Source organism: Sulfurovum sp. TSL6, from assembly GCF_019972115.1.
Taxonomy (GTDB): domain Bacteria; phylum Campylobacterota; class Campylobacteria; order Campylobacterales; family Sulfurovaceae; genus Sulfurovum.
This window is the reverse complement of record NZ_BPFJ01000003.1, coordinates 289,095-312,435: the sequence shown is the minus strand read 5'-3', so window position 1 is coordinate 312,435 and position 23,341 is coordinate 289,095. Positions and strand designations below refer to the sequence as shown.

Below are 23,341 nucleotides of genomic sequence, written 5' to 3'. Positions count from 1 at the left end.
TATTATAATTCACTTGTAATTAGGGTGATTGCTCACCTTAAAAATTTATTACAAAGGATACATTATGAAAAAGTTAATTTTAGCGAGTATTCTCGTAGTAGGTTTGGGTTCAGCATTTGTGTATGTGAATCAGGTACTCTAGATTGGAACATGCCAACAAACTTCTCACTAGTGTAAATGGGCACACAAAAGATATGGGAAACATGAAATCCCAAGGTAAGTGTGGTAGTAATTAGTTCTTTTTAAGTAAAGAATAATACTATAATTGAACAAACTAACTAACTCTGAATTTGATTGAATCTCCTGATGTACTCCTGAGCAAAGTTTCAAGAGTGCGTTGCCTAAAATTACTCTTATATTCTCTAATAATCACAACTATACAAAAACTGACTTTATGAAGAAAACGAACGCTTAGATCATGGTTTCTTATTATAGTAACTAAGCAATCTTCAAGCAGTTTAATAAGCTTTTTAAGCCGGGTAAAAACTTCCTCATCAAATAAGTTGGTTATTTTAGGTACATTAAGACTATAATGCTTTGCAATTCGTATTGCAGCTTTCATCAACGTGAAGGGTGACCGAATGTATCGCACCCAGTATCAACTTTGATCTTTCTGCATCAGCCGTTGGCGTATCGACAACAACTCCTTCAATCTTTTTGCATCAGTTTCGGGGTAGTGCATTTGGAGGGACTTGAACGTATCAAGAATAATTCTCGAGATAATGAGACGGGCATTTTTTTTGTCGTCAGCGGGCACCACATACCAGGGCGAATTTTTTGTACTCGTTGCGCTAAGGCACGACTCATAGGCCTGCATATACTGTTGCCAGAATTTCCGCTCTTCAATGTCGGCTAAATTGAATTTCCAGTTTTTTTCAGGCTCGTCGATACGATCGATAAAACGCTTTCGCTGTTCTTCCTCTGAAAGATGAAGAAAAAACTTGATAATCCGCGTGCCGTTACGGTAGAGATGGTTCTCAAAATCCACGATGGATCGGTATCGATTCTGCCAGATCGTTTCCTCGTCGAACATCCCATCCGGAAACCCTTGGCTGCGTAAAATCTCTGGATGCACACGAACGATCAATACTTCCTCATAATAGGATCGATTAAAGATGCCGATATGGCCACGTTCGGGTAGATTACGAGTGGTTCGCCACAAAAAATCGTGCTCCAATTCTGTGGCACTCGGATGTTTAAAGCTGAAGACCTGGCACCCTTGAGGATTGACGCCAGACATAACGTGCCGTATGGCACCGTCCTTACCGGCTGCGTCCATTGCCTGAAAAATCAGCAACAACGCACAGTGGTCGGATGCGTAATGAAGATGTTGCAGTTCACTTAACTCTTCTACCTGTTCTTTGAGGTGTTTTTTGTACTTCTTCTTCGACTTGTACGCAGGCTTTACGATTGTCGGCCACTTCTTAAGATTGACCCTTTTGCCTTCTTTTACTTGGAAATCTTTTGATTTGATTTTCATCTTCATCCTTTCAGCCCATCTCAGTCACGTGTTTAGAGACTGTATTTTCATTTGTTTTCTCTTGCTGCTTTTCAGTACTCCCATTTTTCACTTTAATATACTCTTGAGGATTTTCATTAAAATGATGTTGACAATTTTGTGAAAAAAAGTAATAGATGATTGAGGAAAGTGCTGTGTGAAATTCCGAATCCGTTGAAGTGTCCATGCCGCAAACCACATCTTTTACGATAGTATCCATCTTAGCTCCTCTATGTATTTGAGATGATTAATAATAATACTAAAGTGTGCAAATAGTGTGCATCGCGTACACGCTATTTGCACACTTTGATATTAAACTAGTGTAATAGAAAGGGTTAATGAAAACAATCTCATAATTTGTGTGAGACTTTGATTTAACAAGATTATGACAAGTGTGATATCGGCCAGGACTTTTACGTCTGTCCCTTACATCCCGAGACACATCAGGATCATCCGGGAATATGCACCAAGTGCAGCATAACGAAGAGAGGAGATTACCCATCATGAAACACAATACTGACCATTCAGAGCACCATGATCATCATAGCCACATGGCGGCGGATTTCCGCAAGCGTTTCTGGATCTCGCTGGTCCTGACCCTACCGATTCTCGTTCTTTCGCCACTGCTGCAAAATCTGGTCGGTCTGCGCGAAACCATCTCTTTCTCCGGCGACCTCTATCTTCTATTTGGGCTATCATCGGCAGTCTTTTGGTACGGCGGCTGGCCATTCCTTAAAGGTTTGTTCAATGAGCTCAAATCCTTGCAGCCTGGCATGATGACATTGGTTGCCGTTGCCATTACCACTGCCTACCTCTACAGCAGCGCAGTCGTGTTTGGACTGACCGGCAAAATGTTTTTCTGGGAACTGGCGACACTTGTTGACATTATGCTGCTGGGCCACTGGATCGAGATGAAGTCGGTGATGGGTGCCTCAAAGGCCCTGGAGGCCCTAGCCAAACTCATGCCTTCCGATGCCCATAAACTAATGCCTGACGGCAGCGTAAAGGACGTTCCTCTTGGCGAACTAGCAGTGGGCGATAGGGTGCTGATCAAACCCGGTGAGAAGATCCCCGCCGACGGTATCATCGTGAAGGGCGAAAGCTCGGTCAATGAGGCGATGCTTACCGGCGAGTCTACTCCTGTCACTAAAATAAGTGGTGCCGAGGTCATTGGCGGCGCAATCAACGGTGAAGGCTCGTTGACCATCGAGGTCAAAGGCACAGGAAAGGACTCGTTTCTGTCACAGGTCATCGACCTGGTCAAGCAAGCTCAGCAAAGCAAGTCAAAGACCCAGAATCTGGCCAACACTGCGGCGGTGTGGCTCACAATCATTGCTCTGGGTGGTGGTGCCGTCACCTTTTTCATCTGGCTGGGTTTTATGGGCAAGGAATTTGCCTTTGCTATCGAACGTAGCGTCACTGTCATGGTCATTAGCTGCCCGCATGCCCTCGGTCTGGCTGTGCCGCTGGTGGTGGCCGTATCTACGGCATTGGCCGCAGGCAATGGCCTCTTGATCCGTAATCGTACTGCTTTCGAAAGCGCGCGGAAACTGCAAGCTGTCATTTTTGACAAGACCGGTACGCTGACAGAGGGGCGCTTTGGCGTGACAGATACACTGATGCTTGCACAGGACATTGATGAAGAGACATTGCACCGATACGCCGCTGCTGTGGATGCGAATTCCGAACATCCTATTGCCAAGGCTATTGCCGCTTCCGCTGAAAAGAAACTGCCGGTCGAAAACTTTAAAAGTATCCCTGGAAAAGGTGCGCAAGGCAGGGTCGAGGGTAAGGAGATCAAGGTGGTTAGTCCCGGCTACCTGCGTGAACAGAATATCGAACTTGATGAGCAGCATATTGAGCCTCTGCAAGCTCAGGGGAAAACAGTCGTCTTCGTCCTAGTCGACGAACAGTTGAAAGGCGCGATTGCCCTTGCCGATATCGTACGGCCCGAAGCGAAACAGGCGATCAATGCGCTAAAGGCACTGAACATACGCTGCATGATGCTCACAGGCGATAACAAGGCGACGGCCCAGTGGGTCTCGGAGCAGATCGGGCTAGATGAATATTTCGCCGAAGTCCTGCCACAGGACAAGGCCGAAAAAGTGAAAGAGGTCCAGGCCCGAGGGGTACTGGTAGCCATGACTGGTGACGGTGTAAACGACGCTCCTGCGCTGGCTCAGGCTGATGTAGGAATCGCTATCGGTGCAGGTTCTGATGTGGCGGTAGAAACCGCCGATGTGATACTGGTACGGAGCAATCCACTGGATGTTGTAGCTATCGTGCAGCTTTCCCGCGCCACATATCAAAAAATGATCCAAAACTTGATCTGGGCCACGGGATACAACGCTGTCGCCATTCCTCTAGCAGCAGGCGTGTTGTACTCATGGGGTGTACTTCTCTCTCCTGCAATAGGTGCGGTATTGATGGCCGCAAGTACGGTAATCGTTGCTATTAATGCTCGATTGCTGAAAATTAAACGGTGACAAAAGAGTAGGATGGAATCGATGTTGATTGCCCCAGATCGGGCCGGCCGAAACACAATATAAGAAGAGCGTTATAATGGATCAAACTTACGGTTGGATAGGCAAAAGAATGTGGCTTTGTGCATTGATCGGTGTTCTGGCATCACTTCTGCTAGTCGTTTCCCTCATGAACCTGTCCAATAAATAGCCACACATACATACAATCTGAAAGTTCTTCAAGCACCTCATGAGGTGTTTTCTATCCCAGACACTTTCTAGGTCTACTGTTGAGTTTGTCCATAGCTTGTACGACTTTATGCATAGCTATATCATGAAGCTTCGTATAGCGTTCAAACCAGCCAGAAAACGCGGAGATTATCTGGCCACTCTTTAAGAGATATTTTCTGTAAGACCATTTTAGCATAAAGTGGCAGGTTACTACTCTACCCGTCCAGCCTCACAATATTTTTGTATGTTATCCAACATATGTAGAGGCTGAGAAAGTACGCCAATTGAGACTGCTACATCTTTATTATGCCTTGGGTAGAGAAACAGCTTACAATAAGGGCATTACAACCTGTTGTATATAGAGGCTATCAGCCAAGCACTTATACCTGCTAAAGTAGACCAAGCTAATAATCCAATTGAAAAACTCGAAAAGGTCAGCGTCCACACAATCTCGCTTAAATCAGCATGCAGCATATACTCAGTAATCATCATCGTAGGATCTGGAAAAAAATGCACTAAAGCACTACAGATAATCCAAAGTATCCCAAAAGAAATAGCACTAGAAACTCCTATTTTTTTCGCATTAATATTCATGACTTCCTCCAAATTTAAATGTAGAAACCATAACTAAAGAAAAATAGTTATTTATGAGCAGAACATAATGTAAAGCTTCTACTTTAGTTGATCTCATATTATAAGTATACAATAAATATAATAATTTAATATACTTTTATACTTTCTAAAAATATTAATATTAATAATAATTTGGTCAAGACAATTTAAGAGGCTCTTTTCTAAAGATTTTGAATAAAACTTGATACAGATCTTTACCTCTAGGTAGAGAGATAATTTGCCAGGTGGATCAGCAAGACGGTGGCGATCATGCCAAGGACAATAGCCGTGGCACCGGATATTGTTCCGCTGAAATACAGTGCGGTAATAGCGATGACCAATGTTAGGCGGATAACGCGATCTATGTTACCCCCTATTCTGTAACAGAATTTATGACCCCTTATTGTGCTGACTGCGATTATCATGACCGATAGGAATGATGAATGCATCGAAAATTCGCAATCTTTATCTGCTCTTGTGATGGGTATTACATGATCAGGGTGTGTCGCGTTCCCAGATGCGCCGCATCTGCAAATACATAAAGGATGCCGTCCAGGTAATCAATACCAGACCAGTGAGTGCCTCCATACCAGCCATAAAACGCAACGGTCCAGACGGCACCAGATCACCATAACCCAGCGAGGTGTAATTAGCGAACGAGAAGTAGGTGCATTCAGCAAGGCCGGGGGACTGGCTGCCAACAATCGCGCCGTAAGTGTTGCCGTTAATTAACCCACAATAGGTCAAACCGAACAGCATCACCTCAAGCACGTGGGCAAGTAGCAAACCGCATACCAGGATCGATAAATGCCAGCGATGCCAGGCATTGTTTCCATGTAACCAGTTACCTGCCCGTTGCATGATCCGCATGGCCTCATAGTGCAGGATAACACATAGAATAACCAGTACCAATGTAACACTTAGTGTAATCAGCATGCACAGGACCCTTCGGTTTGCCTTAATGCGCCCGCACCGATTTTGATCACCACCATCACCAGGGAAAATGTCCCGATCAGACGATTGCCGGCGATGCTCACCACAAAGACGAACCTTAGCAGCGCAACGACCAACAGTGGTACCAACAGGCTGACCGGCTCGACATCGAACAGTTGCAAGGTATAGGCGTCAAATGTCCTCGCCACCAGGCTTTGATTGATGACCATGTAAAAATACATGAGCAAGGCAAAGAAAACGGTGATCATCCCGGATCCTTACGCTTTTCCCAGATACATGACAATGCCGTCGGACGAGGGATAGGCATTAGACATTTTAATGTAGGAGTAGGCGCAGAAAGCGACAATTATCGCCGCCACCAGAAAGGCGACGGAAAACAGGTCACTGGCCAGTTCGGCCACTTGTCCGGTCAACGCAAAGATGACGGCACCGCTCATCTCCCAGGTGCCCATTGCAACAGCGCCAATGGGCGTCAAACTGTTTGGTTTATATTGTTCCAATGATTATCTCCATTTTTGGCGGCGAATTGAATCACTTCATTATATCGTCTGTACATCGTCAAAATAGATCATACGGCCGAGTAGTAATCGATTGTTGTGCAAAATATTCGCAATACCTGAATTCGCTTTCCAAGGGAATACCCTGAACCACAATTCTAGCATCCAATCCTGAAAGTTCTTCAAACACCTCATAAGGTGTTTTTCCATACCAGACACTTTCTAAATCTACTGTTGAATTTGCACAAAGAATACACACTTGAATCATACAATGTGAAGATAAATGATACATCATGGAACAAAATTTTCTTATTAGAGAAGACATTAGAAATACTGCTAAAGAAGAATATACCATGCTCGTTTGGATAGAAAAATCAATAACATTGCTAAAAAAATAAAATAACTAAGAAAGGAGTTTGAAAGACTATGACAAACGGAAATATGTTGACAGGATTTAAACTTGTTTAATAAAGATATGAATTTACATGAAAAGGAAAAAATGATGAAATATATATTAACAATAGCGGCGATGATGGCTTCGCTTTACGCAACAGACTTTACGCATATGGATACTGAAAAGATGATGAGTATGCGAGGCAATGTACCCATGGAACAACAAGAAGATTTCAGAAAAGAGATGCAAAAACGGATGCAATCCATGACACCTCAAGAGCGCCAAAAATATATGAAAAAAAGTAAAAACAAAAAGAATAATCAAGGAATGACGGGCAACCAAGGCAAAGGTATGATGAACGACCAGAGTAAAGGCATGATGAGTCAGGGTCAGGGCATGAATCAAGGTCAAGGTATGAAGACTAAGCAAGATCAAAACATGATGATGAATAAAGGCAAAGGTATGATGAACAATTAAGTTCAATCATTAAACAGAGAGTAGCATGAAAGATCATTCCCAACACGATAGATCAACCAAATATAAAGAAAACAGCATGACACTTGTTTGGGCTGTATCAATGGGTACTGGTGTGATGATCGGTGCTGGTATCCTGGCTCTTACGGGGCAAATTGCCGAACTTGCAGGCCCATTCTTTCCTCTTGTTTTTCTTGCAGTCGCAGTGGTCACCGCTTTCAGTGCCTATTCATACATAAAAATGTCTAATGCTTATCCTTCCGCAAGGGGGCATTGCTATGTTTCTTCAAAAAGCCTTACGAAACTGCCGGAAATTTCTGTCTATCTTCCCTGTAGGATATCTGTGTATGAAAATAATGGCATGACAGCATTGTCAACTATTGGAGTGGAAGAAATTATTAATGCTGTTGAAACAAAGGAAGAGTTTAAAACATACATGATTATACACTTTGAAAATCTAAAACGAGTGATGCGCAGTTGGGATACATAGACTTGCACACTTTATGCACACTTTGCTGGTACACTAAAATAAGAAAACAATTTAGAAAGGATCTAAAATGAATTATTTTAATCACGGTTGGGGTATGGGCTTTGGGTGGTTAGTTCCACTCTTAATCATAGGTATTATTTTCTATTTTTTACAAGATAAGAAAAAAGATAAAAAATCATCTGCACAAGATATTTTAGATAAACGCTATGCCAATGGCGACATCAGCAAAGAAGAATATGAAGAGAAATCAAGGCATTTAAGTGAGCACGAATAAAAGGGATTAACATGCAAAGAAGAACATTTGTCAAAGGAATAGCGGTTGCTTCCATTATGGGAATGACAACTACAAGCATCGACGCTAGACCTACACGAAAAAATATAAATAACCGTAATATCCTTACGGGAAATGAATTTTTTCTGGACATCGACTATACCCCGGTGAACTTCACAGGCGCAAGCGCTGTAGCCACTACCATCAATGGACAGATACCGGGTCCCACCCTGGTTTGGAAAGAAGGTGAAACTGTCACACTGCATGTGACCAATCATTTAAAAAAAAGCTCTTCTATTCACTGGCACGGCATCATTTTGCCTGCCGGTATGGATGGTGTTCCCGAGATCAGTTATGACGGTATTGCTCCGGGAGAGACGTTTACCTATACCTTTAAAGTACAGCAGCACGGAACCTACTGGTATCACAGTCACTCAGAATTTCAAGAGCAAACAGGGATGTATGGCACCATCGTCATCAAGCCACGGAAAAGAGAGCCGTTTGCCTATGACAAAGACTATGTTGTACTGCTTTCTGACTGGAGTGATGAAAAACCGGAAACGATCTATAAAAAACTCAAACAAATGAGCCACTACTATAACTTTTCTCGAAGGACGGTAGGTACTTTTCTGGATGAAGTGAAAGAAAAAGGCTTTTCAAATGCGTTTTCTGACCGAAAAATGTGGAATGAGATGCGTATGAATGACCGGGACCTCTCTGATGTCACAGGATATACCTATACGTTTTTGATGAATGGAAAAAATCCTGCAACCCAATTTAAAGCACTTTTTAACAAAGGGGAAAAGATACGTCTGCGTTTTGTCAATGCATCGGCCATGACATTCTTTGATGTACGTATACCCGGACTCAAAATGACCGTAGTAGCTGCAGATGGCAATCATGTCAAACCTGTAAGCATCGATGAGTTTCGTATCGGGGTAGCAGAAACCTATGATGTCATAGTAGAGCCTGATGAGCATAAAGCCTATGCCCTATTTGCACAGAGTATCGACCGTTCAGGGTATGCCATGGGGTCACTCACACCGAAAACTTCTATGTTGGCAAAGGCACCTGCCATGGATCCCCGACCTGTTCTCACCCACACCGATATGGGAATGGATATGGGCCAAATGGATCACGGAGAAGGCATGAAATGCGGTTCAGGTATGATGTCTTCTAAAAAAGACTTGGAAAAAGACAAATATACAAAGATGGGGTCACAGAGGTATCCTATCACTCAACTGCCTATGGAACGCGGATTACAAACGACCATGAAGGCTGTAGCACCCAAATACAGACTGGACGATCCCGGAGTAGGGCTGAGAAATAATGGCCGAAAAGTACTGACCTATGCAGATCTGAAGAACAGATACTCCACGCGTAAAGCCAAAAAACCCGACAGAGAGATCATTTTACACCTCACAGGCAATATGGAACGTTATATGTGGTCAATCAATGGTATTAAGTATGCCGACTCCAAACCTTTGGCATTCTACTATGGTGAACGTATACGCATTACATTTATTAACGATACCATGATGAACCACCCCATGCATCTGCATGGCATGTGGAGTGACCTGGAAACGGGTGACGATAACCATTTGGTAAGAAAACATACAGTCGTTGTACAGCCGGGTGCCAAGATAAGTTACAGGGTGACCGTTGATGCCAGAGATGCATGGGCATACCACTGTCATATGCTTTATCATATGGCCGGTATGTTTAGAAAAGTGGTAGTGGTATAAAGGAACAGTGATGAAAAAAATAGTATTAAATTTGATGGCTATGATCGCCCTGGGGCAAACTGCACAGGCAAGTATGGAGGATGACCCATTGGTCACCATGTTCCTTATGGATCGATTTGAAGTACTGGACAATGATGAAAATACCAGAGTGTGGGAAGGCAGCTTTTGGATAGGCTACGATATCAATAAACTCTACATCTACAGTGAAGGGGAAGCGACTTCTGACGGCTTGGAGTCAAGCCAAAATGAACTGGTCTATTCCAGGGCTGTAGCACCGTTTTGGGATGTACAGATAGGGTTGGCCTATGACAAAAATGATGATGCATCCAAAACATGGGGAGAGATCGCGATTTCAGGTTTGGCACCTTACTACTTTGAGACAAGAGCAGCTCTGCTTGTCAATGGAGATGGGAATATCGGTTTACGTTTAGATGCAGAGTATGAAGCACTGCTGACACAGAAACTGATACTCACACCATCACTCGAAGCAGATCTCTACACAAAAGACGATCCGGATTTGCACATTGGTTCCGGACTCTCCAACATAGAAGCAGGATTACGGTTACGCTATGAATTTATACGTGAATTTGCACCCTATATCGGTGTCACCTGGGAAAAGACATTTGGAAATACCCGCGAATACAATCCTATAGATGAAACCAGTTTAATGGTGGGTGTGAGGTTTTGGTTTTAATCTAAATGAGGACAATGGACAAAGAAAACTTTGATTAGTCCATTGGTTCTCCTATCTCCATAGTATGTTGCTTCTCAAATACTCAATTATTATTCCGTTGCTAACTACCTTTTCTCGCTTCACCGACGGAGAGATAACTGAAACCAAAGTAGAACTCTTGAAAATAGTTTATCTGAAAATACTTTTCGATAGCTTCCCACGGATGTCGGTCTGCAAGATCAAGAGTCACACCAAACGGTCTCATTGCGCGGGCTAGTAGTTTTATAATCCACATTGGACGATTTTCTGGTTTTTTAAAGTCAAGGATTGCAAACCGACCCCCTGATACAAGTGATTCACTTCCTTTTTTAATTACCTGTTCATATTCGGGAATTAGTGTTATGGCAAATGTCGAGAATACACCATTTAAACCTTTCGGGAATTTAAATTGGGTCGCATCGGCATTTATGAGTTCTACATTCTTCCAGTTCTTTGACTCAATGCGTTTTTGAGCCTGCTCAAGCATTTTGTCTGTGACGTCAAGACCGATAATTTTACCGCTTGGTCCTACTGCATCATGGAGTAAAGAAAAGTTCAGACCTGTTCCGCATGCTATTTCCAATACAGTATCGCCTTCTTTGAGATTAAGAGCTTCTATAGTTTTCTTTCTATAATAATATTCTCTGTATCCAATGAGATAATACAGGTTTGCAGTAAAGTCGTAATATTGTGCTCTTTTATTATACAAATTGACAAGTTCTATCTTACTAAAAGCCATGATTACCTCCATGCATTGAATAGTGTACCATTTAATATCCATCAATTTTATATGGCTAATGCTAAACAAACCATACTCTCTTTCAAATCTACTCTTTATTATACTGATGGGCATTGTTTATTTTCTCTGCTTGCCTTTGATTATTTATCATACCATTTCTATTTTCAAAACCTTATAAAATTATATATTGGCACCTATAAAAATCCTATTCAGAAACTTCTGCACATACTTTACACACCATATGTATAAAATAAAAATAGCTTGAATACCGTAAATAGAGAAATCTATCAATCGTATTTCTCCTATTTAAAAGAGTGGTACTCTGGGAAAAGGACAACAAAAAGAAAGGACAGCAATGTTGTATAAAAAAATATTTATTTTCTTATTCATAATGGTTGCCACGACTTCAGTAATGGCCGAGCATGCGGAACGTCATCAGAAGGTTGATGGGCTGAGTGTTTACTTTGGTGTCATCCCGGCACAACTTATAGTTGGTCATGGAAATATGCACCGCACCACAGATATGATACATGGAAAACATACCTATCATATACTTGTTGCTCTTTTTGATAACAAATCAGGAGAACGCATTACCGATGCCAAAATAAAGGCTACCGTAATACCTTTAGGAATGAAAGGTCTAAGCAAGAAGCTTGAATCTATGTACGGTGACCTGATAAGTTACGGCAATTACTTTACGTTATCCGAAGTAACACCATATATAATAAAAGTCGAAATACGACGTGCAGAAAATGGAGTAAAATCTATTGCCGAATTTACATTTACACGACCACGTGACTAGTAATTTACTTGTTCAGTAATAATTGTCCTGACATCGTTCTGTTCAATTTAATATAAAACAAAAAGGAACAAAAGATGAACAATGAAATGAAAAGTGCACATTTCAGTCACGGCATGCCTACAGGTGATGCACGCGCCTTAAAAATAACCGGATGGCTGACCGGTATATATTTTATCATTGAAATTAGCATAGGATACTGGAGCGGTTCAGTAGCGGTCATTTCAGATGCTTTTCATACCTTCTCAGCTGTTGGCGGTGTTTTGATTGCCCTGACGGCAGGGTACTACTCCACTCGACCAGCTTCTCAATATGCAACTTTTGGTTTGATCCGTGCTGAAATCATCGGTGCACTCTTTAACGGACTCTTTTTACTTCTTATGGCACTCTATGTTTTTTGGATGGGATACCAACGTCTTCGTGCTCCGATCGAAATCCCTACCGGACCTATGCTATGGGCTGCAGCCGGTGGGCTTGCGACTGAGATTTATGCATTATGGCTGTTATTTGGAAAACAAAAGAACAATCTTAATATGAAAGGAGCGATCTGGCACATCATACAAACTTTTGTAGGTAGCTTCATTATTATTATTGCGGCTCTTGTCATCAAATTCACAGGTTTTTATCAGATCGATCCGATTTTAGGAATGCTGTTTGGAGTAGTTTTATTCTGGGCTTCATGGGGCATCATACGTGAAGCAACAAATATTCTTCTGCAAACTGTTCCTGAAGATTTTAATCTGGCTAAAATGGTAAAAAGCATAGAAAAATTTAATACAGTTGAGAATGTACACCACACACATGTTTGGGCTTTAACCAGCGGAAAAAATATTGTATCAATGCATGTGCTTGTCAAAGACACAACAGATCAAAAAGAGGTACTTAAAGAAATCCATAATTTGTTGAAAAAAGATTTTTCAGTCTATTTTTCTACGATACAGATTGAAACAGAGTGTTTGGACGACAAAGAGGCATCTGATATAGCCGTCAATGTATACTCATCCTACAGTAATCATGTACAAAACACAAAGAATAAAACATGAGAACAATAACCTCAAACAAATATATTGAGATCGCTATCTTGGCTTTGTCTCCTACTCTGGTGTAGACACATGGGGACGTCAGTCATAAAAATGAGGTGACGACCGAAACAAACAAAGCTACCATACAATCCGCTAACATAATCAAACTATAATTGGCTACTTTTTTGAGTTGAATTTACAAGTGGCTCTTTATTATAATTTTTTGAATATTTTTTTAAAAACATCTCTACAAAGCTCCTATATACGTAATGTATAATCTCTAGTAAAAAGCTTATCTTTTACATATAAAACATGAAATAAACTAAAATATGATGTGCACACTTTGTACACACTTTTTAAATAAAATATCTATAATTTATAACTTAGGAGAGACTCATGCATATCATACTCTTAACTATACTATCTATAGGTATAGTGCATGCACAAAGTATACAGCAACTTATTAATAATGCGATAGAAGCACATCCATCCCTGCAAGCTATTGAACATCGCCTTTCTGCCATGGATGAGAAAATTGCACTGTCTCAGAACTTTTCAAATCCGGATCTATCCTTTACCATTAATGACATACAACTTGGAGATCCTTTCAGTAGAGACCTTGAACCCATGCAGTATCAAGCCATCAATTTTAAACAAAAATTCCCTTGGTTTGGTAAGTTAGATGCACGTAAAACATATACAGAAGCTCAAAAAAACGTTATCCTTAATTCCTATGATGCAGCTAAGGTTAAACTTGCCGAAGAGATACGAATGACTGTATATACTATAAAAGAGATAGAAGCACGTATCGATATAGTAAAAAAATATATTGAAGTATCACAACAGAACATCAAACTTTACACTTCATATGCTTCAACAGAAAGTAAGAGCCATACCAATAGTATGAATGCCAGTTTACTTCTGACCAAAGTCAAAATAAAAGCTGCCAACTATAAGGCGATGCTTAAAACTCAAAAAGCAAAACTCAAGTACTTGGTGAACGCTAACATAAATTCAATCTCAACTACACTAACCATGAAAAAGCCTAAAAGTTTACACTATTACCTTGCTAAACTTGAAAACAATCCAGTCTACCATATGAGTCTTTCTCAAAAAAGTGTTGCTGATGCGAACAGAGAGATACAATCTCTCGATACAATGCCTGATCCTTATGTAAAAGTGGGATATTTTAGTCGTAATGACTTTAATGACTTTGCAAGCATTACGATAGGTGCCACTATCCCGCTTTATGGTAGTGAAAAATTAAAAACTGAAGCTGCCCGTAAAGAAGTCCTAGCTGCTGCCAGTGCCTCTTTGGACTATCAGTCATCATTAGAAAGTGACATTGAAACTATGTATGCAAAACTCATCGAAGCACATACTATCTATAACATTTTAAACCATGAAACTTTGCCTCAACTCGAACACATGTTTGAACTTACACAAGCAAGTATACAACAAGGTGGAGATCTCTTCGCCTATACAAACCTTCTTGAACAAAAACTAGACTTAGAAGAAGAAAGTATTTCTATAAAAGCGGAATACTTTAGAACACAAGCAAAATTAAAATCACTCATAGGAGAATTATAATGTTAAAAAACATCACTCTTTTAGTCGCATCGGCTTTCATATTAAGCTCTACACTTTTGGCAGAAAGTACCATGAAGACTGTGAAGCAGGTAAACGTAACAGAGGAAAGTGCTGTTACAAAAAACGTACCCAAAAAAGAGATTAAGACTTCTGCTATGAAATGCGAAACAGGAAAATGTTCTTCCGGAGATGCCAATAAATCAAAAGTTATTCCAAAGAAAGAAATCGCGCCAACAAAATCAACAGTAAAACAACTTTTCAATGTCAAAACTGTCGTAGTCAAAGAGCTTAGTACTGCTAAAGAAAAAGTCAACTATGGCTATATCGTTGCAGAAGATTCAGCTATGGTAGATGTACTTACTTGGTACAATGGTTTTGTAGAAGAGCTTTACGCTGATACGCTTTATAAAAAAGTAAAAAAGGGTGATGCGCTGGCAAAAGTCTATTCACCAGAAGTATACAAAGCAAAACAAGACTACTTAAATTCTATCAATTACAATAAAAAGACCTCCATGCCTGAAATGCTTGAAAGTGCAAAAATAAAACTTAAACTCCTCGGTGTAGATGAAAAAGAGATTAAATGTATAGAAACGGATAAATATGCAGATATATATACAACTGTCTATGCACCTATTTCTGGTTGGATCTTTGAAAAAAATATCAATCAAGGTGCATCGTTTACATCAAAAAAAAGACTCTTTAAGATTGTAAATCTAGAAAAAGTATGGATGGAAGTGAAACTCTTTCAAGAAGAACTAAAAATGCTACCGATGCTAGAGAATTTCATGGTAAAGCCCAAAGGTGTGGAAAAAACATTCAAAGCACACAAATCACTACTCTATCCTATGCTTGACACTAAAGAAGCCACAGCAACACTGCGTCTTGTTTTAAACAATGATTCACAAGAGAGTTTAAGACCCGGCATGTATGCAAAGGTGCATGCTACTGCAAAATCAAAAAAACGTTTGCTTATCCCACGTACAGCAGCTATGCGTAAAAATGGTATATGGTATGCATTTCTTGCGACAGAATTCAAAGGTGAATATGAACCAGTCATCATTAATGTTAAACCATTGGATAACAAATATTTTGAAGTTACCAAAGGTTTACATGCAGGTGAAACACTTGTGAACAATGCTCTCTTCATGATGGATTCTGATGCACAAATAAACGGGATATATTGATGATAGAAAAACTTATATCCTTTAGTGTAAAAAACCGATTTCTAGTCTTAATGGCAACACTCTTTCTCATCCTCGGTTCTGTCTGGGCTATGAAAAACACGCCGTTAGATGCACTACCTGACCTCTCCCCTCCACAGGTCATCGTGCAGGTAACATGGAAAGGACAAAGCCCTGAAATTATAGAAGACCAGGGAACCTATCCTTTGGTCTCACAGTTTCTTGCCATTTCCAACATTGAAACGGTTCGTGGTTTTTCTACCTATGAAAATGCTCTTATATACATCATTTTCAAAGAAGATACAGACCTTTACTGGGCAAGAAGCCGCGTACTTGAACAACTCGCATCCATACAGAGCCAGCTTCCGGACACCATGGAAGTCACACTTGGACCTGATGCTTCAGGTGTGGGTTGGGCATATGAATATGCACTTACCTCTAAAACAAAAACACTGGATGAACTTAGAACCTTGCAAGATTACTACTATAAGTACGCACTTATGGGTGTCGATGGTGTCAGTGATGTTGCGACCATTGGTGGCTTTGTTCCAACCTACCAAATAACGGTCAATAATGATGCATTGGTCCAATACAATCTTTCAGTGAAAGACATCGCAAGAACACTCAAAGAGAACAATAATGATACGGGTGGGCGTATTGTCATTCAAAATGGATTTGAGTGGATGGTACAGGCAAAAGGGTACATTAAAGATCTCGATGAGATCCAAAAACTTGTCATTACTACCAAAGATGGTGTACCTCTTACGCTAGGCGATGTAGGTCGTGTAGAGATGGTCCCTGCAGCACGTCGTGGTATGGCAGATCTTAATGGCGAAGGAGAAGTCGTCGGCGGTATAGTTATGGTACGGTATGGTGAAGATGTCTATTCTGCCATCAACCGTATTAAAACAAAGATGAAAGAGCTTGAAGTTGAAGATGTAGATATCATGATTACTTATGATCGTTCTGAACTTATAGAAGCTTCTGTTGAAACACTACAACATACTCTTCTTGAAGAGAGTATCATTGTTGTGATCATCATTGGGCTGTTTTTGATGCACTTTCGTTCAATAATCATTATGCTTATCGTGCTACCGCTTACCATCGCTCTACCATTTTTACTGATGAAACTTTTTGGTATAGGTTCTAATATTATGAGCTTGGGAGGGATAGCCATTGCCATCGGTGCCATGGTAGATGCTTCCATTGTGATGATAGAGAATGCCCATAAATCTATCCATAAAGAAGAAACAAAAAAAGGTGCCAAACTTAACAATGCTGAACGTATCGCCATTCTCGTCAAGTCTTCACAGCTTGTCGGGCGTCCTATTTTCTTCGCCTTAGCCTTGGTTGTGGTATCATTTTTACCTATCTTTGCACTCAACGGACAAGAGGGATTACTTTTTTCACCATTGGCATTTACAAAAACTTTTGCGATGACAGCAGGTGCATTACTCTCTGTAACCTTGGTACCAGTATTGATGGTGTTTTTTGTTAGAGGGCATATCATCCCTGAAAGTAAAAACCCACTCAACCGTTTTTTTATTTGGCTTTACCATCCTATTTTGATTTATGGATTAAAACTCAAATATGTGGTTATCGCTCTAGCTATTGGGCTTCTCGCTTTTTCAGAACCTCTTTATGAAAAGTTAAACTGGGAGTTTATGCCAATGCTTGATGAACAGACTATGATGTATATGCCAGTGACACCCTATGGGATCTCTGTCGATCAAAGTAAAGCACTGACTCAAAAAACAGATGCAATCATTAAAAGTTTCCCTGAAGTAGCCACTGTGTTTGGTAAAGGAGGCCGTGCAGATTCTGCTACTGACCCAGCGCCACTTGGTATGTTAGAGACTATCATTACCTTTAAGCCTAAAGATCAGTGGCGTCCAGGTATGACACGTGAAAAACTCTTAGCAGAAATGGAAAAAGCACTACAGATACCTGGGTTGGTCAACTCGTGGACCTATCCTATCCGTGGACGTATAGATATGCTTCTCTCAGGTATCCGTACCCCTATAGGGATCAAACTTTTTGGAAAAGATTCTGATGGACTGCAATCAGTAGCCCTAGAGATAGAGCGTAAACTACGTGATATGAAAAGTACCCAATCTGTTTTCTCTGATCAAGCAAGTGCAGGTTTCTTTATAGATATCAATATTGATGTAGAAGCCCTTCAGCGTTACAATATATCTAAATCGCTCATAGAAGAGTATACATCAGCTGCCATTGGTGGTAAAAAAATAACTACTATGTATAAAGGCTTGGAACGCTATCCTATTGCACTGCGTTTTGAAGAAGAAGAACGTCGTAATCTAGATGCAATACGTAACATTCAAGTCAAGACAGCACTGGGGTTTGTACCACTTTCGACTTTTGCAAAAGTCGAATACAGAGAGAGTGCTTCAGTCATCAAATCTGAGATGGCAACACCAGTGACCTTTGTGTACATTACCCCACAACAAGGGATGAGTGTTGTCACCTATAAAGAAGAAGCTATGAAAGTATTGGCTGATCTAAAGCTGCCTGCAGGGTACTATTTTGAATGGGCAGGACAGTCAGAATATCTTGAATCAGCGATGAAAAAGATCAAATGGATCATCCCCACAATACTCTTAATTATCTTAGTACTCATCTATTTTGCACTTAAAACTATGGTACCTACACTTATCGTTTTCTTCACTCTGCCATTTGCCTTAATAGGAGGACTTATCTATATACAAATGTTAGACTTTAACATGAGTATCGCTGTAATTGTTGGATTCTTAGCCTTGTTGGGTATTGCTGCAGAGACTGCCATCGTGATGATAGTCTACCTACAGGAAAGCGTAGATGAAATGCGTCAAAAAGTAGGAGATGCATTTAATTTCAAAGATTTAGATGCTGCCATCTATGAAGGTGCTGTACAAAGAGTAAGACCTAAACTTATGACTGTTTTTGCCATTTTAGCAGGATTATTTCCTATAATGATGACTTCTGGTGTAGGTTCGGAAGTAATGAAACGTATAGCTGCACCAATGATTGGTGGAGTAGTAACCTCTGCTGTACTTAGCCTACTTCTTATACCTATCTTCTTTGAAATGTATGAGAAACATAAACTCAAAAAAATACTTAAGGATAGAAAATGAACCCTAAATTATTAACTACAACCCTACTCTTTGTTGCCCTTGCATCCATAACTTTATTGTCAGGCTGTAATGAAAAAGAAAAAACCAAATCGCTCACTGAAGGTGGCATGAAGTGTGGTGCCGGTAAATGTGGAGCAAGTATGGTGGATGGTTCTGCTCTACTGGTAAAAAAGAAAATGAATATTTTAAACCAACTCACAGAAGATGACAATAGGCGGGACTGTGTACTTAAAGCCATGACAACCAAAGAGTTATACGCTTGTGTTCGAGTAAGGAAGACTGGAAGACTAAGTACAAAATGTTCTTCTGACAATAGCCTTCAGATACCAAAAAAAGAAACCTCTGTTATGAAGTGCGAAACAGGAAAATGCGATAAGGGTATGTAGTGAGAGCGTTTAAAATTCCGTGTCAGTCCCAATTAGTAACATAAGTTACACCTCTAGATATTTGTCTAATCTCCCTTCAAAGAAGATTGCCAGTTGCGATATGGTCAATGACCAATTCCAAACTGGCATAGTCCATTTTTTAGATGCATTCAAGATACCCATATAGAGTAATTTCATCAAGCTGTTTTCATTAGGAAATGCACCCTTGGTTTTAGTCAGTTTCCTGAACTGGCGATGCACTGACTCTATGATGTTGGTAGTATAGATGATCTTTCTGATCTCTGCTGGATACTTGAAGTAGTACGAGAGATTCTCCCATTTGCTTCTCCATGACTGTATGACTATAGGATACATATTTCCCCATTTTTCTTCTAGCCTATCAAGCTCGAGTTCTGCTGCTTCTTTGGAGATGGCTTTATAAACGATCTTGAGATCTTTCATAAACTCTTTTTGATTTTTAGAAGCCACATATTTAAGTGAGTTTCTTATCTGATGCACGATACAGAGTTGTACTTCTGTTTTAGGGAAGATACTGTTAATCGCTTGAGGGAAACCCGTTAATCCATCTACTGAAGCGATCAATATATCTTCTACCCCACGGTTCTGTAGATCAGTAAGTACCTGAAGCCAGAAGTTGGCTCCCTCATTCTCAGAGAGATAAAGCCCCAATACCTCTTTTCTGCCTTCTAAATTGACACCTAAAATGGTATAGACTGCTTTAGAGATATATCTGCCATCTTCTTTGATCTTGTAGTGTATGGCATCAAGCGGATACATAGCTTCCAATGGTCTTGCCTGCCACTCTTTGACTTTGGATATGATCTTGTCTGTAACTAGGCTTATTGTGGCTGTTGAAATAGATACCTGATAGATCTCTTCAATATGAGAAGAGATATCTCTATAGCTCATGCCTAAGCCCTACATAGAGATGATCTTCTCTTCTATTTCATTACTAATAGTAGTTTGATGTTTTTTAACGATCTGAGGTTCGAAGGTACCATTACGGTCTCTTGGAGTTTCTAATTCAAATGTACCATCACTGGTGCCTTTGATGGTTTTTTTATTGGAACCGTTACGTCGGTTCTTTTTACCAGAAAGTACATCCTCCGCGATATGGGATTCTGCTTCCGCTTCGAGTGCAGCTTCTGTGAGTTGTTTGATAAGCGGGGCTAAAAGACCACCTTTACCTGTAAGCTTTTTACCACTTCTAAATTCATCGAGTATCTCATTAAAATCAAACTCTATTTCTTCTTTCATTGTCAGTCCTTGATAGTATTTTATCAGACTGACACGAAATTTCTAACACTCCCAGGTAATAATTTATCAAGTCTCTTCTTTATCAGCAGTAAACTCAATTTTTAATGGCAATTCTGTCATTGCATAATGAACAAATTGCTTACCGAGTTCAGTTAAATCATAACCTTCCTCTTCATCGAAAGCTGAAACTGGTGGTTTTGGGCCACTACCTTTTGGACGTCGTCTTGGAGGTTTTGAAATAAAGTTCCCAAATCGATCTGTTTCTCGGTGCTGTCTGATAATTCCACCTGTACTTAAATCTCTAATAAGTAACTTATATAAGTCTGCATCAGCTGAATCCTCTCGAACTTCTCCTTTGCCAATTTTTCTCCATATGGCCCCACGAGTTATTCCATCGCTATTATAAATTGCTCCTATTACTTGAAAATGCATTTCAGAATACAGATTAATCCAATCAATATATAAGCGTACAACATCGTCACTAGAAATTTGTGTGGCGGCTGCATTGGCAAGAATATTTCTAATATATATTCGCTTGTCTTCACTTTCAGCACCAGACCATTCCCTAAACGTTTTTTTGATTAATGATTGATATTCTTTACTTTCGACTCTCTCAGATATTGCATCATCTTGCAGATCAAGACGACCCATAATCTCTACTATGGTTTCTTCTTTTTCTTTTAGCTCATCTTGCAACATTTTTACCCAATGTTCAAAAAAGCGATTTATTTTTTCTTGCTCTTTTTCTGACCAAGCACCTGCTATAGCTGAAAATACACCACCAGCAAAGGGGATGGCTCCACCAACAGCTTGCAATGCTCCACGGGATATCTTAGCAACCTTTCCACCTTCTGGCAATTCATTATTTTCTTCATTACTCATCTTTTCCCCTTTACTATGCCTTCCTACTTCAATATCATGAGTATATCAGAAATGACTTATGCATGAAATCTTATAGATATATCAATTAAGAACCTTAAAGCCCTTATTCTAAAGCTTATTCTTCATATATTGATAAACTAAAATATGAGTTTTCTGTTGCCATATAGTGAATAGTTACTTTATTGTTTTCTTTGAGGATTGATAAATCAATTTTCTCATTGATATAGGCTTCTACATTAGTAAAAGAAATTAAAAGCGGAGGAATCTGTATCGGCGTATTAAATAACTTTATTTCACCTATATCTTCTTTAACTTGTATGTTACCTAGAAGGATCTTATTGGTTTTTGAAAACATTTCTATAAACGTATCTGCTTCTTGTAAATCTACATAAAGAGTTACTTTATTTTCAAGCCCAGCACTCATCATTTCCCTATTCCCACGTATTGCACGATAAATATTCTCTAATCTATTCATGTCATCACCAGTAAAACTAAAAGTATTAAAAGTTAGTTCTACATCAAAAGCTTTTGCGATTTCTCTTGCAAGAAATATATAACGTAGTATCCTGTAGTCTGAACATAAGGCTTCACTTTTTGAAAAGTTTGAATTACTATACTTTGCCAATCGTTCTCCATTAAATTCCAAAGATCCTTGCAGTTCCCATCCTTCATATATTTTAGAAATAAATTCGTAAACTTTTGTAAAAAATGGGATAGAAAGAATATTCTGTCCTTTCCATACACTAAAGTCTATGTTTAATGATACCTTGATGTTGATAGAGCCTGATGCGGGGAACTCAGATTTATATGTTAAGTTGATCATATTATAAAGAATACCCTCAACATTCATAGCTTTTTCCCCAGTATAAACTTTTAAGGGCATATCATCAACAACATAAATTTCATCAGTATCATTTTTGATGAAAACTATTTTCATCAATGCATCTTTGGGAATAGGTGTTAATTGTATTGTTTTAGTAGTAAGGTCTTGCTCTGCTAATATTTTTTCCATGATTGGAAGATTTTTAAAATCAATACCTTTAACATTAGCATCAAGAGGAATGCCATATTTCATAAGGTCTTGCCATTGTTTTTGAAATACTTCGGGATCCCTAGGCTCAATCACTGTATTAAATTTTACTTCTTGACCAGGCTTTGCATTAAAAATATAACTTGTAAGATCTTCATCATAGTTAACTTTAACCTTTAATCGAGGGTCTATTCTCTCAAGATAAGATACGGTTGCCTGAGATACGTTACTTATCATATCAGGTAAAAAACGGCTTGCTGTTCCAGTGAGTGCAGTGGTAAGGGTATCAAGTGCATCATTTTTTTGCGGAAGTCTTTGGTTAAGCTCTTCTTTGGCAAGTTTTTCAGCTTCATTTTTCCAAGATTTAAGCATTTCTGCTGGATAACTATCCGGATCTTTATCGATTTCATCTGAACATGCCCCACATAACCAAATAGCATTATCAATAGATCTTCTCTCTTCTCTTGTCATATTAGGGTTTGCTCTTGGACCATTAGGCGATGCAGCATAGATATGTGCTGCTTCACCTGTTTTATTAAAACTATTTTTCTTTGAAGATGGACCCGCTGTTACTCTACGACATTTTGGGCTAGAACATTTATAGGCGACACGTGAAGCCAGCGTTGCTATTGTGGATTCTAAAAAATTGTCCCTTTTCTTTTTAGCCATTATTGCCCTCTAAATGTTTATTCTGATCCTCCCATTTTATCATATGTCTTATGATAAACACAGGAATGAAATATCTCACTAATAGGCTTTAGCTTTTACAGGAAAAATAATTGCAATGAATCCATGTCAATGGATATAGAATTTACATGGTATAAAAGTTAACAATCCTGTATTAGTTGAAACAATCTCAAAACCTTATAAAATATGTTAGATTATAAGGTTTTCAGTTTTTTAGGAATATGAAATTATCTTAATCACAGATTTCTGCAGTGGAGACGCTGATAACTAACCGTGACCACTGCCATCTACCGATCT

Annotated in this window: 23 protein-coding genes and 2 pseudogenes; 14 read left to right on the top strand and 11 right to left on the bottom strand. The window is 39.7% G+C overall.

Features of this window, described 5'->3' with window-relative positions:
* Nucleotides 1-598: 598 nt before the first annotated feature.
* Nucleotides 599-1,480, bottom strand: coding sequence for an ADP-polyphosphate phosphotransferase (locus tag LDM93_RS10530; protein ID WP_223892362.1), 882 nt, complete (start codon nt 1,478-1,480; stop codon nt 599-601).
* Between the two features lie 10 nt (nt 1,481-1,490).
* On the bottom strand, nt 1,491-1,718 hold the full coding sequence (locus LDM93_RS10525; RefSeq protein ID WP_223892361.1) for a hypothetical protein: 228 nt from the start codon (nt 1,716-1,718) through the stop codon (nt 1,491-1,493).
* Nucleotides 1,719-1,897: 179 nt separating this feature from the next.
* On the opposite strand from LDM93_RS10525, the gene LDM93_RS11420 reads away from it, so the two are divergent.
* Nucleotides 1,898-2,005 (top strand): heavy metal-binding domain-containing protein, encoded by a 108-nt coding sequence (locus tag LDM93_RS11420; protein ID WP_223892512.1) that lies wholly within the window; start codon nt 1,898-1,900, stop codon nt 2,003-2,005.
* On the top strand, nt 2,002-3,984 hold the full coding sequence (locus tag LDM93_RS10515; protein WP_223892360.1) for a copper-translocating P-type ATPase: 1,983 nt from the start codon (nt 2,002-2,004) through the stop codon (nt 3,982-3,984). The genes LDM93_RS11420 and LDM93_RS10515 overlap by 4 nt, the downstream gene beginning before the upstream one ends.
* Nucleotides 3,985-4,533: 549 nt before the next feature.
* On the opposite strand, the gene LDM93_RS10510 is transcribed toward LDM93_RS10515, so the two are convergent.
* The 5 genes from LDM93_RS10510 to LDM93_RS10490 all read right to left on the bottom strand — a co-directional run bounded on the left by LDM93_RS10510 (nt 4,534) and on the right by LDM93_RS10490 (nt 6,464).
* Nucleotides 4,534-4,785: a DUF5676 family membrane protein gene (locus tag LDM93_RS10510; protein WP_223892359.1), complete on the bottom strand. Its 252-nt coding sequence runs from the start codon at nt 4,783-4,785 to the stop codon at nt 4,534-4,536.
* Nucleotides 4,786-5,298: 513 nt separating this feature from the next.
* Complete coding sequence (locus tag LDM93_RS10505) at nt 5,299-5,739, bottom strand: ion channel (RefSeq protein ID WP_223892358.1); 441 nt, start codon at nt 5,737-5,739, stop codon at nt 5,299-5,301.
* Nucleotides 5,733-6,005, bottom strand: coding sequence for a hypothetical protein (locus LDM93_RS10500; protein WP_223892357.1), 273 nt, complete (start codon nt 6,003-6,005; stop codon nt 5,733-5,735). The genes LDM93_RS10505 and LDM93_RS10500 overlap by 7 nt, the downstream gene beginning before the upstream one ends.
* Nucleotides 6,006-6,014: 9 nt before the next feature.
* Nucleotides 6,015-6,257: a hypothetical protein gene (locus tag LDM93_RS10495; protein WP_223892356.1), complete on the bottom strand. Its 243-nt coding sequence runs from the start codon at nt 6,255-6,257 to the stop codon at nt 6,015-6,017.
* Between the two features lie 39 nt (nt 6,258-6,296).
* Complete coding sequence (locus LDM93_RS10490; RefSeq protein ID WP_223892355.1) at nt 6,297-6,464, bottom strand: hypothetical protein; 168 nt, start codon at nt 6,462-6,464, stop codon at nt 6,297-6,299.
* A 250-nt stretch (nt 6,465-6,714) separates the two neighbouring features.
* On the opposite strand from LDM93_RS10490, the gene LDM93_RS10485 reads away from it, so the two are divergent.
* From LDM93_RS10485 to LDM93_RS10465, 6 genes and pseudogenes are all read left to right on the top strand, one after another.
* A complete protein-coding gene (locus LDM93_RS10485) occupies nt 6,715-7,125 on the top strand; it encodes a DUF1104 domain-containing protein (protein WP_223892354.1) in 411 nt (136 codons plus the stop codon).
* A gap of 25 nt (nt 7,126-7,150) precedes the next feature.
* Nucleotides 7,151-7,418 (top strand): annotated as a pseudogene (locus tag LDM93_RS11415) (amino acid permease); the annotation flags it as partial.
* Nucleotides 7,419-7,426: 8 nt separating this feature from the next.
* Complete coding sequence (locus tag LDM93_RS11410) at nt 7,427-7,612, top strand: DUF302 domain-containing protein (protein ID WP_374706131.1); 186 nt, start codon at nt 7,427-7,429, stop codon at nt 7,610-7,612.
* Nucleotides 7,613-7,679: 67 nt separating this feature from the next.
* Nucleotides 7,680-7,886: an SHOCT domain-containing protein gene (locus LDM93_RS10475; RefSeq protein ID WP_223892352.1), complete on the top strand. Its 207-nt coding sequence runs from the start codon at nt 7,680-7,682 to the stop codon at nt 7,884-7,886.
* An 11-nt stretch (nt 7,887-7,897) separates the two neighbouring features.
* Nucleotides 7,898-9,628 (top strand): copper resistance system multicopper oxidase, encoded by a 1,731-nt coding sequence (locus LDM93_RS10470; RefSeq protein ID WP_223892351.1) that lies wholly within the window; start codon nt 7,898-7,900, stop codon nt 9,626-9,628.
* A 10-nt stretch (nt 9,629-9,638) separates the two neighbouring features.
* On the top strand, nt 9,639-10,322 hold the full coding sequence (locus tag LDM93_RS10465) for a copper resistance protein B (protein WP_223892350.1): 684 nt from the start codon (nt 9,639-9,641) through the stop codon (nt 10,320-10,322).
* Between the two features lie 100 nt (nt 10,323-10,422).
* Here the strand turns inward: LDM93_RS10465 and LDM93_RS10460 are convergent, their stop codons facing one another.
* Nucleotides 10,423-11,079 carry a class I SAM-dependent methyltransferase gene (locus tag LDM93_RS10460; RefSeq protein WP_223892349.1) on the bottom strand — a complete coding sequence of 219 codons (657 nt, stop codon included), beginning with the start codon at nt 11,077-11,079 and terminating at the stop codon, nt 10,423-10,425.
* 412 nt (nt 11,080-11,491) lie between these two features.
* On the opposite strand from LDM93_RS10460, the gene LDM93_RS10455 reads away from it, so the two are divergent.
* The 6 genes from LDM93_RS10455 (at nt 11,492) to LDM93_RS10430 (ending at nt 19,188) form a co-directional block, all read left to right on the top strand.
* Nucleotides 11,492-11,881 carry a hypothetical protein gene (locus LDM93_RS10455; RefSeq protein WP_223892348.1) on the top strand — a complete coding sequence of 130 codons (390 nt, stop codon included), beginning with the start codon at nt 11,492-11,494 and terminating at the stop codon, nt 11,879-11,881.
* A 74-nt stretch (nt 11,882-11,955) separates the two neighbouring features.
* Nucleotides 11,956-12,921 carry a cation diffusion facilitator family transporter gene (locus LDM93_RS10450; RefSeq protein ID WP_223892347.1) on the top strand — a complete coding sequence of 322 codons (966 nt, stop codon included), beginning with the start codon at nt 11,956-11,958 and terminating at the stop codon, nt 12,919-12,921.
* A 375-nt stretch (nt 12,922-13,296) separates the two neighbouring features.
* Nucleotides 13,297-14,490, top strand: coding sequence for a TolC family protein (locus LDM93_RS10445; protein WP_223892346.1), 1,194 nt, complete (start codon nt 13,297-13,299; stop codon nt 14,488-14,490).
* Nucleotides 14,490-15,674 carry an efflux RND transporter periplasmic adaptor subunit gene (locus LDM93_RS10440; protein ID WP_223892345.1) on the top strand — a complete coding sequence of 395 codons (1,185 nt, stop codon included), beginning with the start codon at nt 14,490-14,492 and terminating at the stop codon, nt 15,672-15,674. Before LDM93_RS10445 ends, LDM93_RS10440 begins: the two co-directional genes overlap by 1 nt.
* Nucleotides 15,674-18,802: an efflux RND transporter permease subunit gene (locus LDM93_RS10435; RefSeq protein ID WP_223892344.1), complete on the top strand. Its 3,129-nt coding sequence runs from the start codon at nt 15,674-15,676 to the stop codon at nt 18,800-18,802. Before LDM93_RS10440 ends, LDM93_RS10435 begins: the two co-directional genes overlap by 1 nt.
* Nucleotides 18,799-19,188, top strand: coding sequence for a hypothetical protein (locus tag LDM93_RS10430; RefSeq protein ID WP_223892343.1), 390 nt, complete (start codon nt 18,799-18,801; stop codon nt 19,186-19,188). Before LDM93_RS10435 ends, LDM93_RS10430 begins: the two co-directional genes overlap by 4 nt.
* A 45-nt stretch (nt 19,189-19,233) precedes the next feature.
* On the opposite strand, the pseudogene LDM93_RS10425 reads toward LDM93_RS10430, so the two are convergent.
* The 3 genes and pseudogenes from LDM93_RS10425 to LDM93_RS10415 all read right to left on the bottom strand — a co-directional run bounded on the left by LDM93_RS10425 (nt 19,234) and on the right by LDM93_RS10415 (nt 23,026).
* Nucleotides 19,234-20,445 (bottom strand): annotated as a pseudogene (locus tag LDM93_RS10425) (IS256 family transposase).
* Nucleotides 20,446-20,511: 66 nt separating this feature from the next.
* Nucleotides 20,512-21,327, bottom strand: a complete 816-nt coding sequence (locus LDM93_RS10420) for a hypothetical protein (RefSeq protein WP_223892342.1) — start codon at nt 21,325-21,327, stop codon at nt 20,512-20,514.
* A gap of 115 nt (nt 21,328-21,442) precedes the next feature.
* Entirely contained in the window at nt 21,443-23,026 is a 1,584-nt protein-coding gene (locus LDM93_RS10415; protein ID WP_223892341.1) for a hypothetical protein, read from the bottom strand.
* Nucleotides 23,027-23,341 lie beyond the last annotated feature (315 nt).

Coding starts and splice junctions, on each gene's coding strand:
- LDM93_RS10515 (WP_223892360.1), top strand. CDS start 2,002: ATGAAACACAATACTGACCATTCAGAGCACCATGATCATCATAGCCAC.
- LDM93_RS10430 (WP_223892343.1), top strand. CDS start 18,799: ATGAACCCTAAATTATTAACTACAACCCTACTCTTTGTTGCCCTTGCA.
- LDM93_RS10445 (WP_223892346.1), top strand. CDS start 13,297: ATGCATATCATACTCTTAACTATACTATCTATAGGTATAGTGCATGCA.
- LDM93_RS10530 (WP_223892362.1), bottom strand. CDS start 1,480: ATGAAAATCAAATCAAAAGATTTCCAAGTAAAAGAAGGCAAAAGGGTC.
- LDM93_RS10500 (WP_223892357.1), bottom strand. CDS start 6,005: ATGATCACCGTTTTCTTTGCCTTGCTCATGTATTTTTACATGGTCATC.
- LDM93_RS10465 (WP_223892350.1), top strand. CDS start 9,639: ATGAAAAAAATAGTATTAAATTTGATGGCTATGATCGCCCTGGGGCAA.
- LDM93_RS10510 (WP_223892359.1), bottom strand. CDS start 4,785: ATGAATATTAATGCGAAAAAAATAGGAGTTTCTAGTGCTATTTCTTTT.
- LDM93_RS10440 (WP_223892345.1), top strand. CDS start 14,490: ATGTTAAAAAACATCACTCTTTTAGTCGCATCGGCTTTCATATTAAGC.
- LDM93_RS10475 (WP_223892352.1), top strand. CDS start 7,680: ATGAATTATTTTAATCACGGTTGGGGTATGGGCTTTGGGTGGTTAGTT.
- LDM93_RS10470 (WP_223892351.1), top strand. CDS start 7,898: ATGCAAAGAAGAACATTTGTCAAAGGAATAGCGGTTGCTTCCATTATG.
- LDM93_RS10490 (WP_223892355.1), bottom strand. CDS start 6,464: ATGGAAAAACACCTTATGAGGTGTTTGAAGAACTTTCAGGATTGGATG.
- LDM93_RS10525 (WP_223892361.1), bottom strand. CDS start 1,718: ATGGATACTATCGTAAAAGATGTGGTTTGCGGCATGGACACTTCAACG.
- LDM93_RS10420 (WP_223892342.1), bottom strand. CDS start 21,327: ATGAGTAATGAAGAAAATAATGAATTGCCAGAAGGTGGAAAGGTTGCT.
- LDM93_RS10455 (WP_223892348.1), top strand. CDS start 11,492: ATGGCCGAGCATGCGGAACGTCATCAGAAGGTTGATGGGCTGAGTGTT.
- LDM93_RS10435 (WP_223892344.1), top strand. CDS start 15,674: ATGATAGAAAAACTTATATCCTTTAGTGTAAAAAACCGATTTCTAGTC.
- LDM93_RS10450 (WP_223892347.1), top strand. CDS start 11,956: ATGAACAATGAAATGAAAAGTGCACATTTCAGTCACGGCATGCCTACA.
- LDM93_RS10415 (WP_223892341.1), bottom strand. CDS start 23,026: ATGGCTAAAAAGAAAAGGGACAATTTTTTAGAATCCACAATAGCAACG.
- LDM93_RS10460 (WP_223892349.1), bottom strand. CDS start 11,079: ATGGCTTTTAGTAAGATAGAACTTGTCAATTTGTATAATAAAAGAGCA.
- LDM93_RS10505 (WP_223892358.1), bottom strand. CDS start 5,739: ATGCTGATTACACTAAGTGTTACATTGGTACTGGTTATTCTATGTGTT.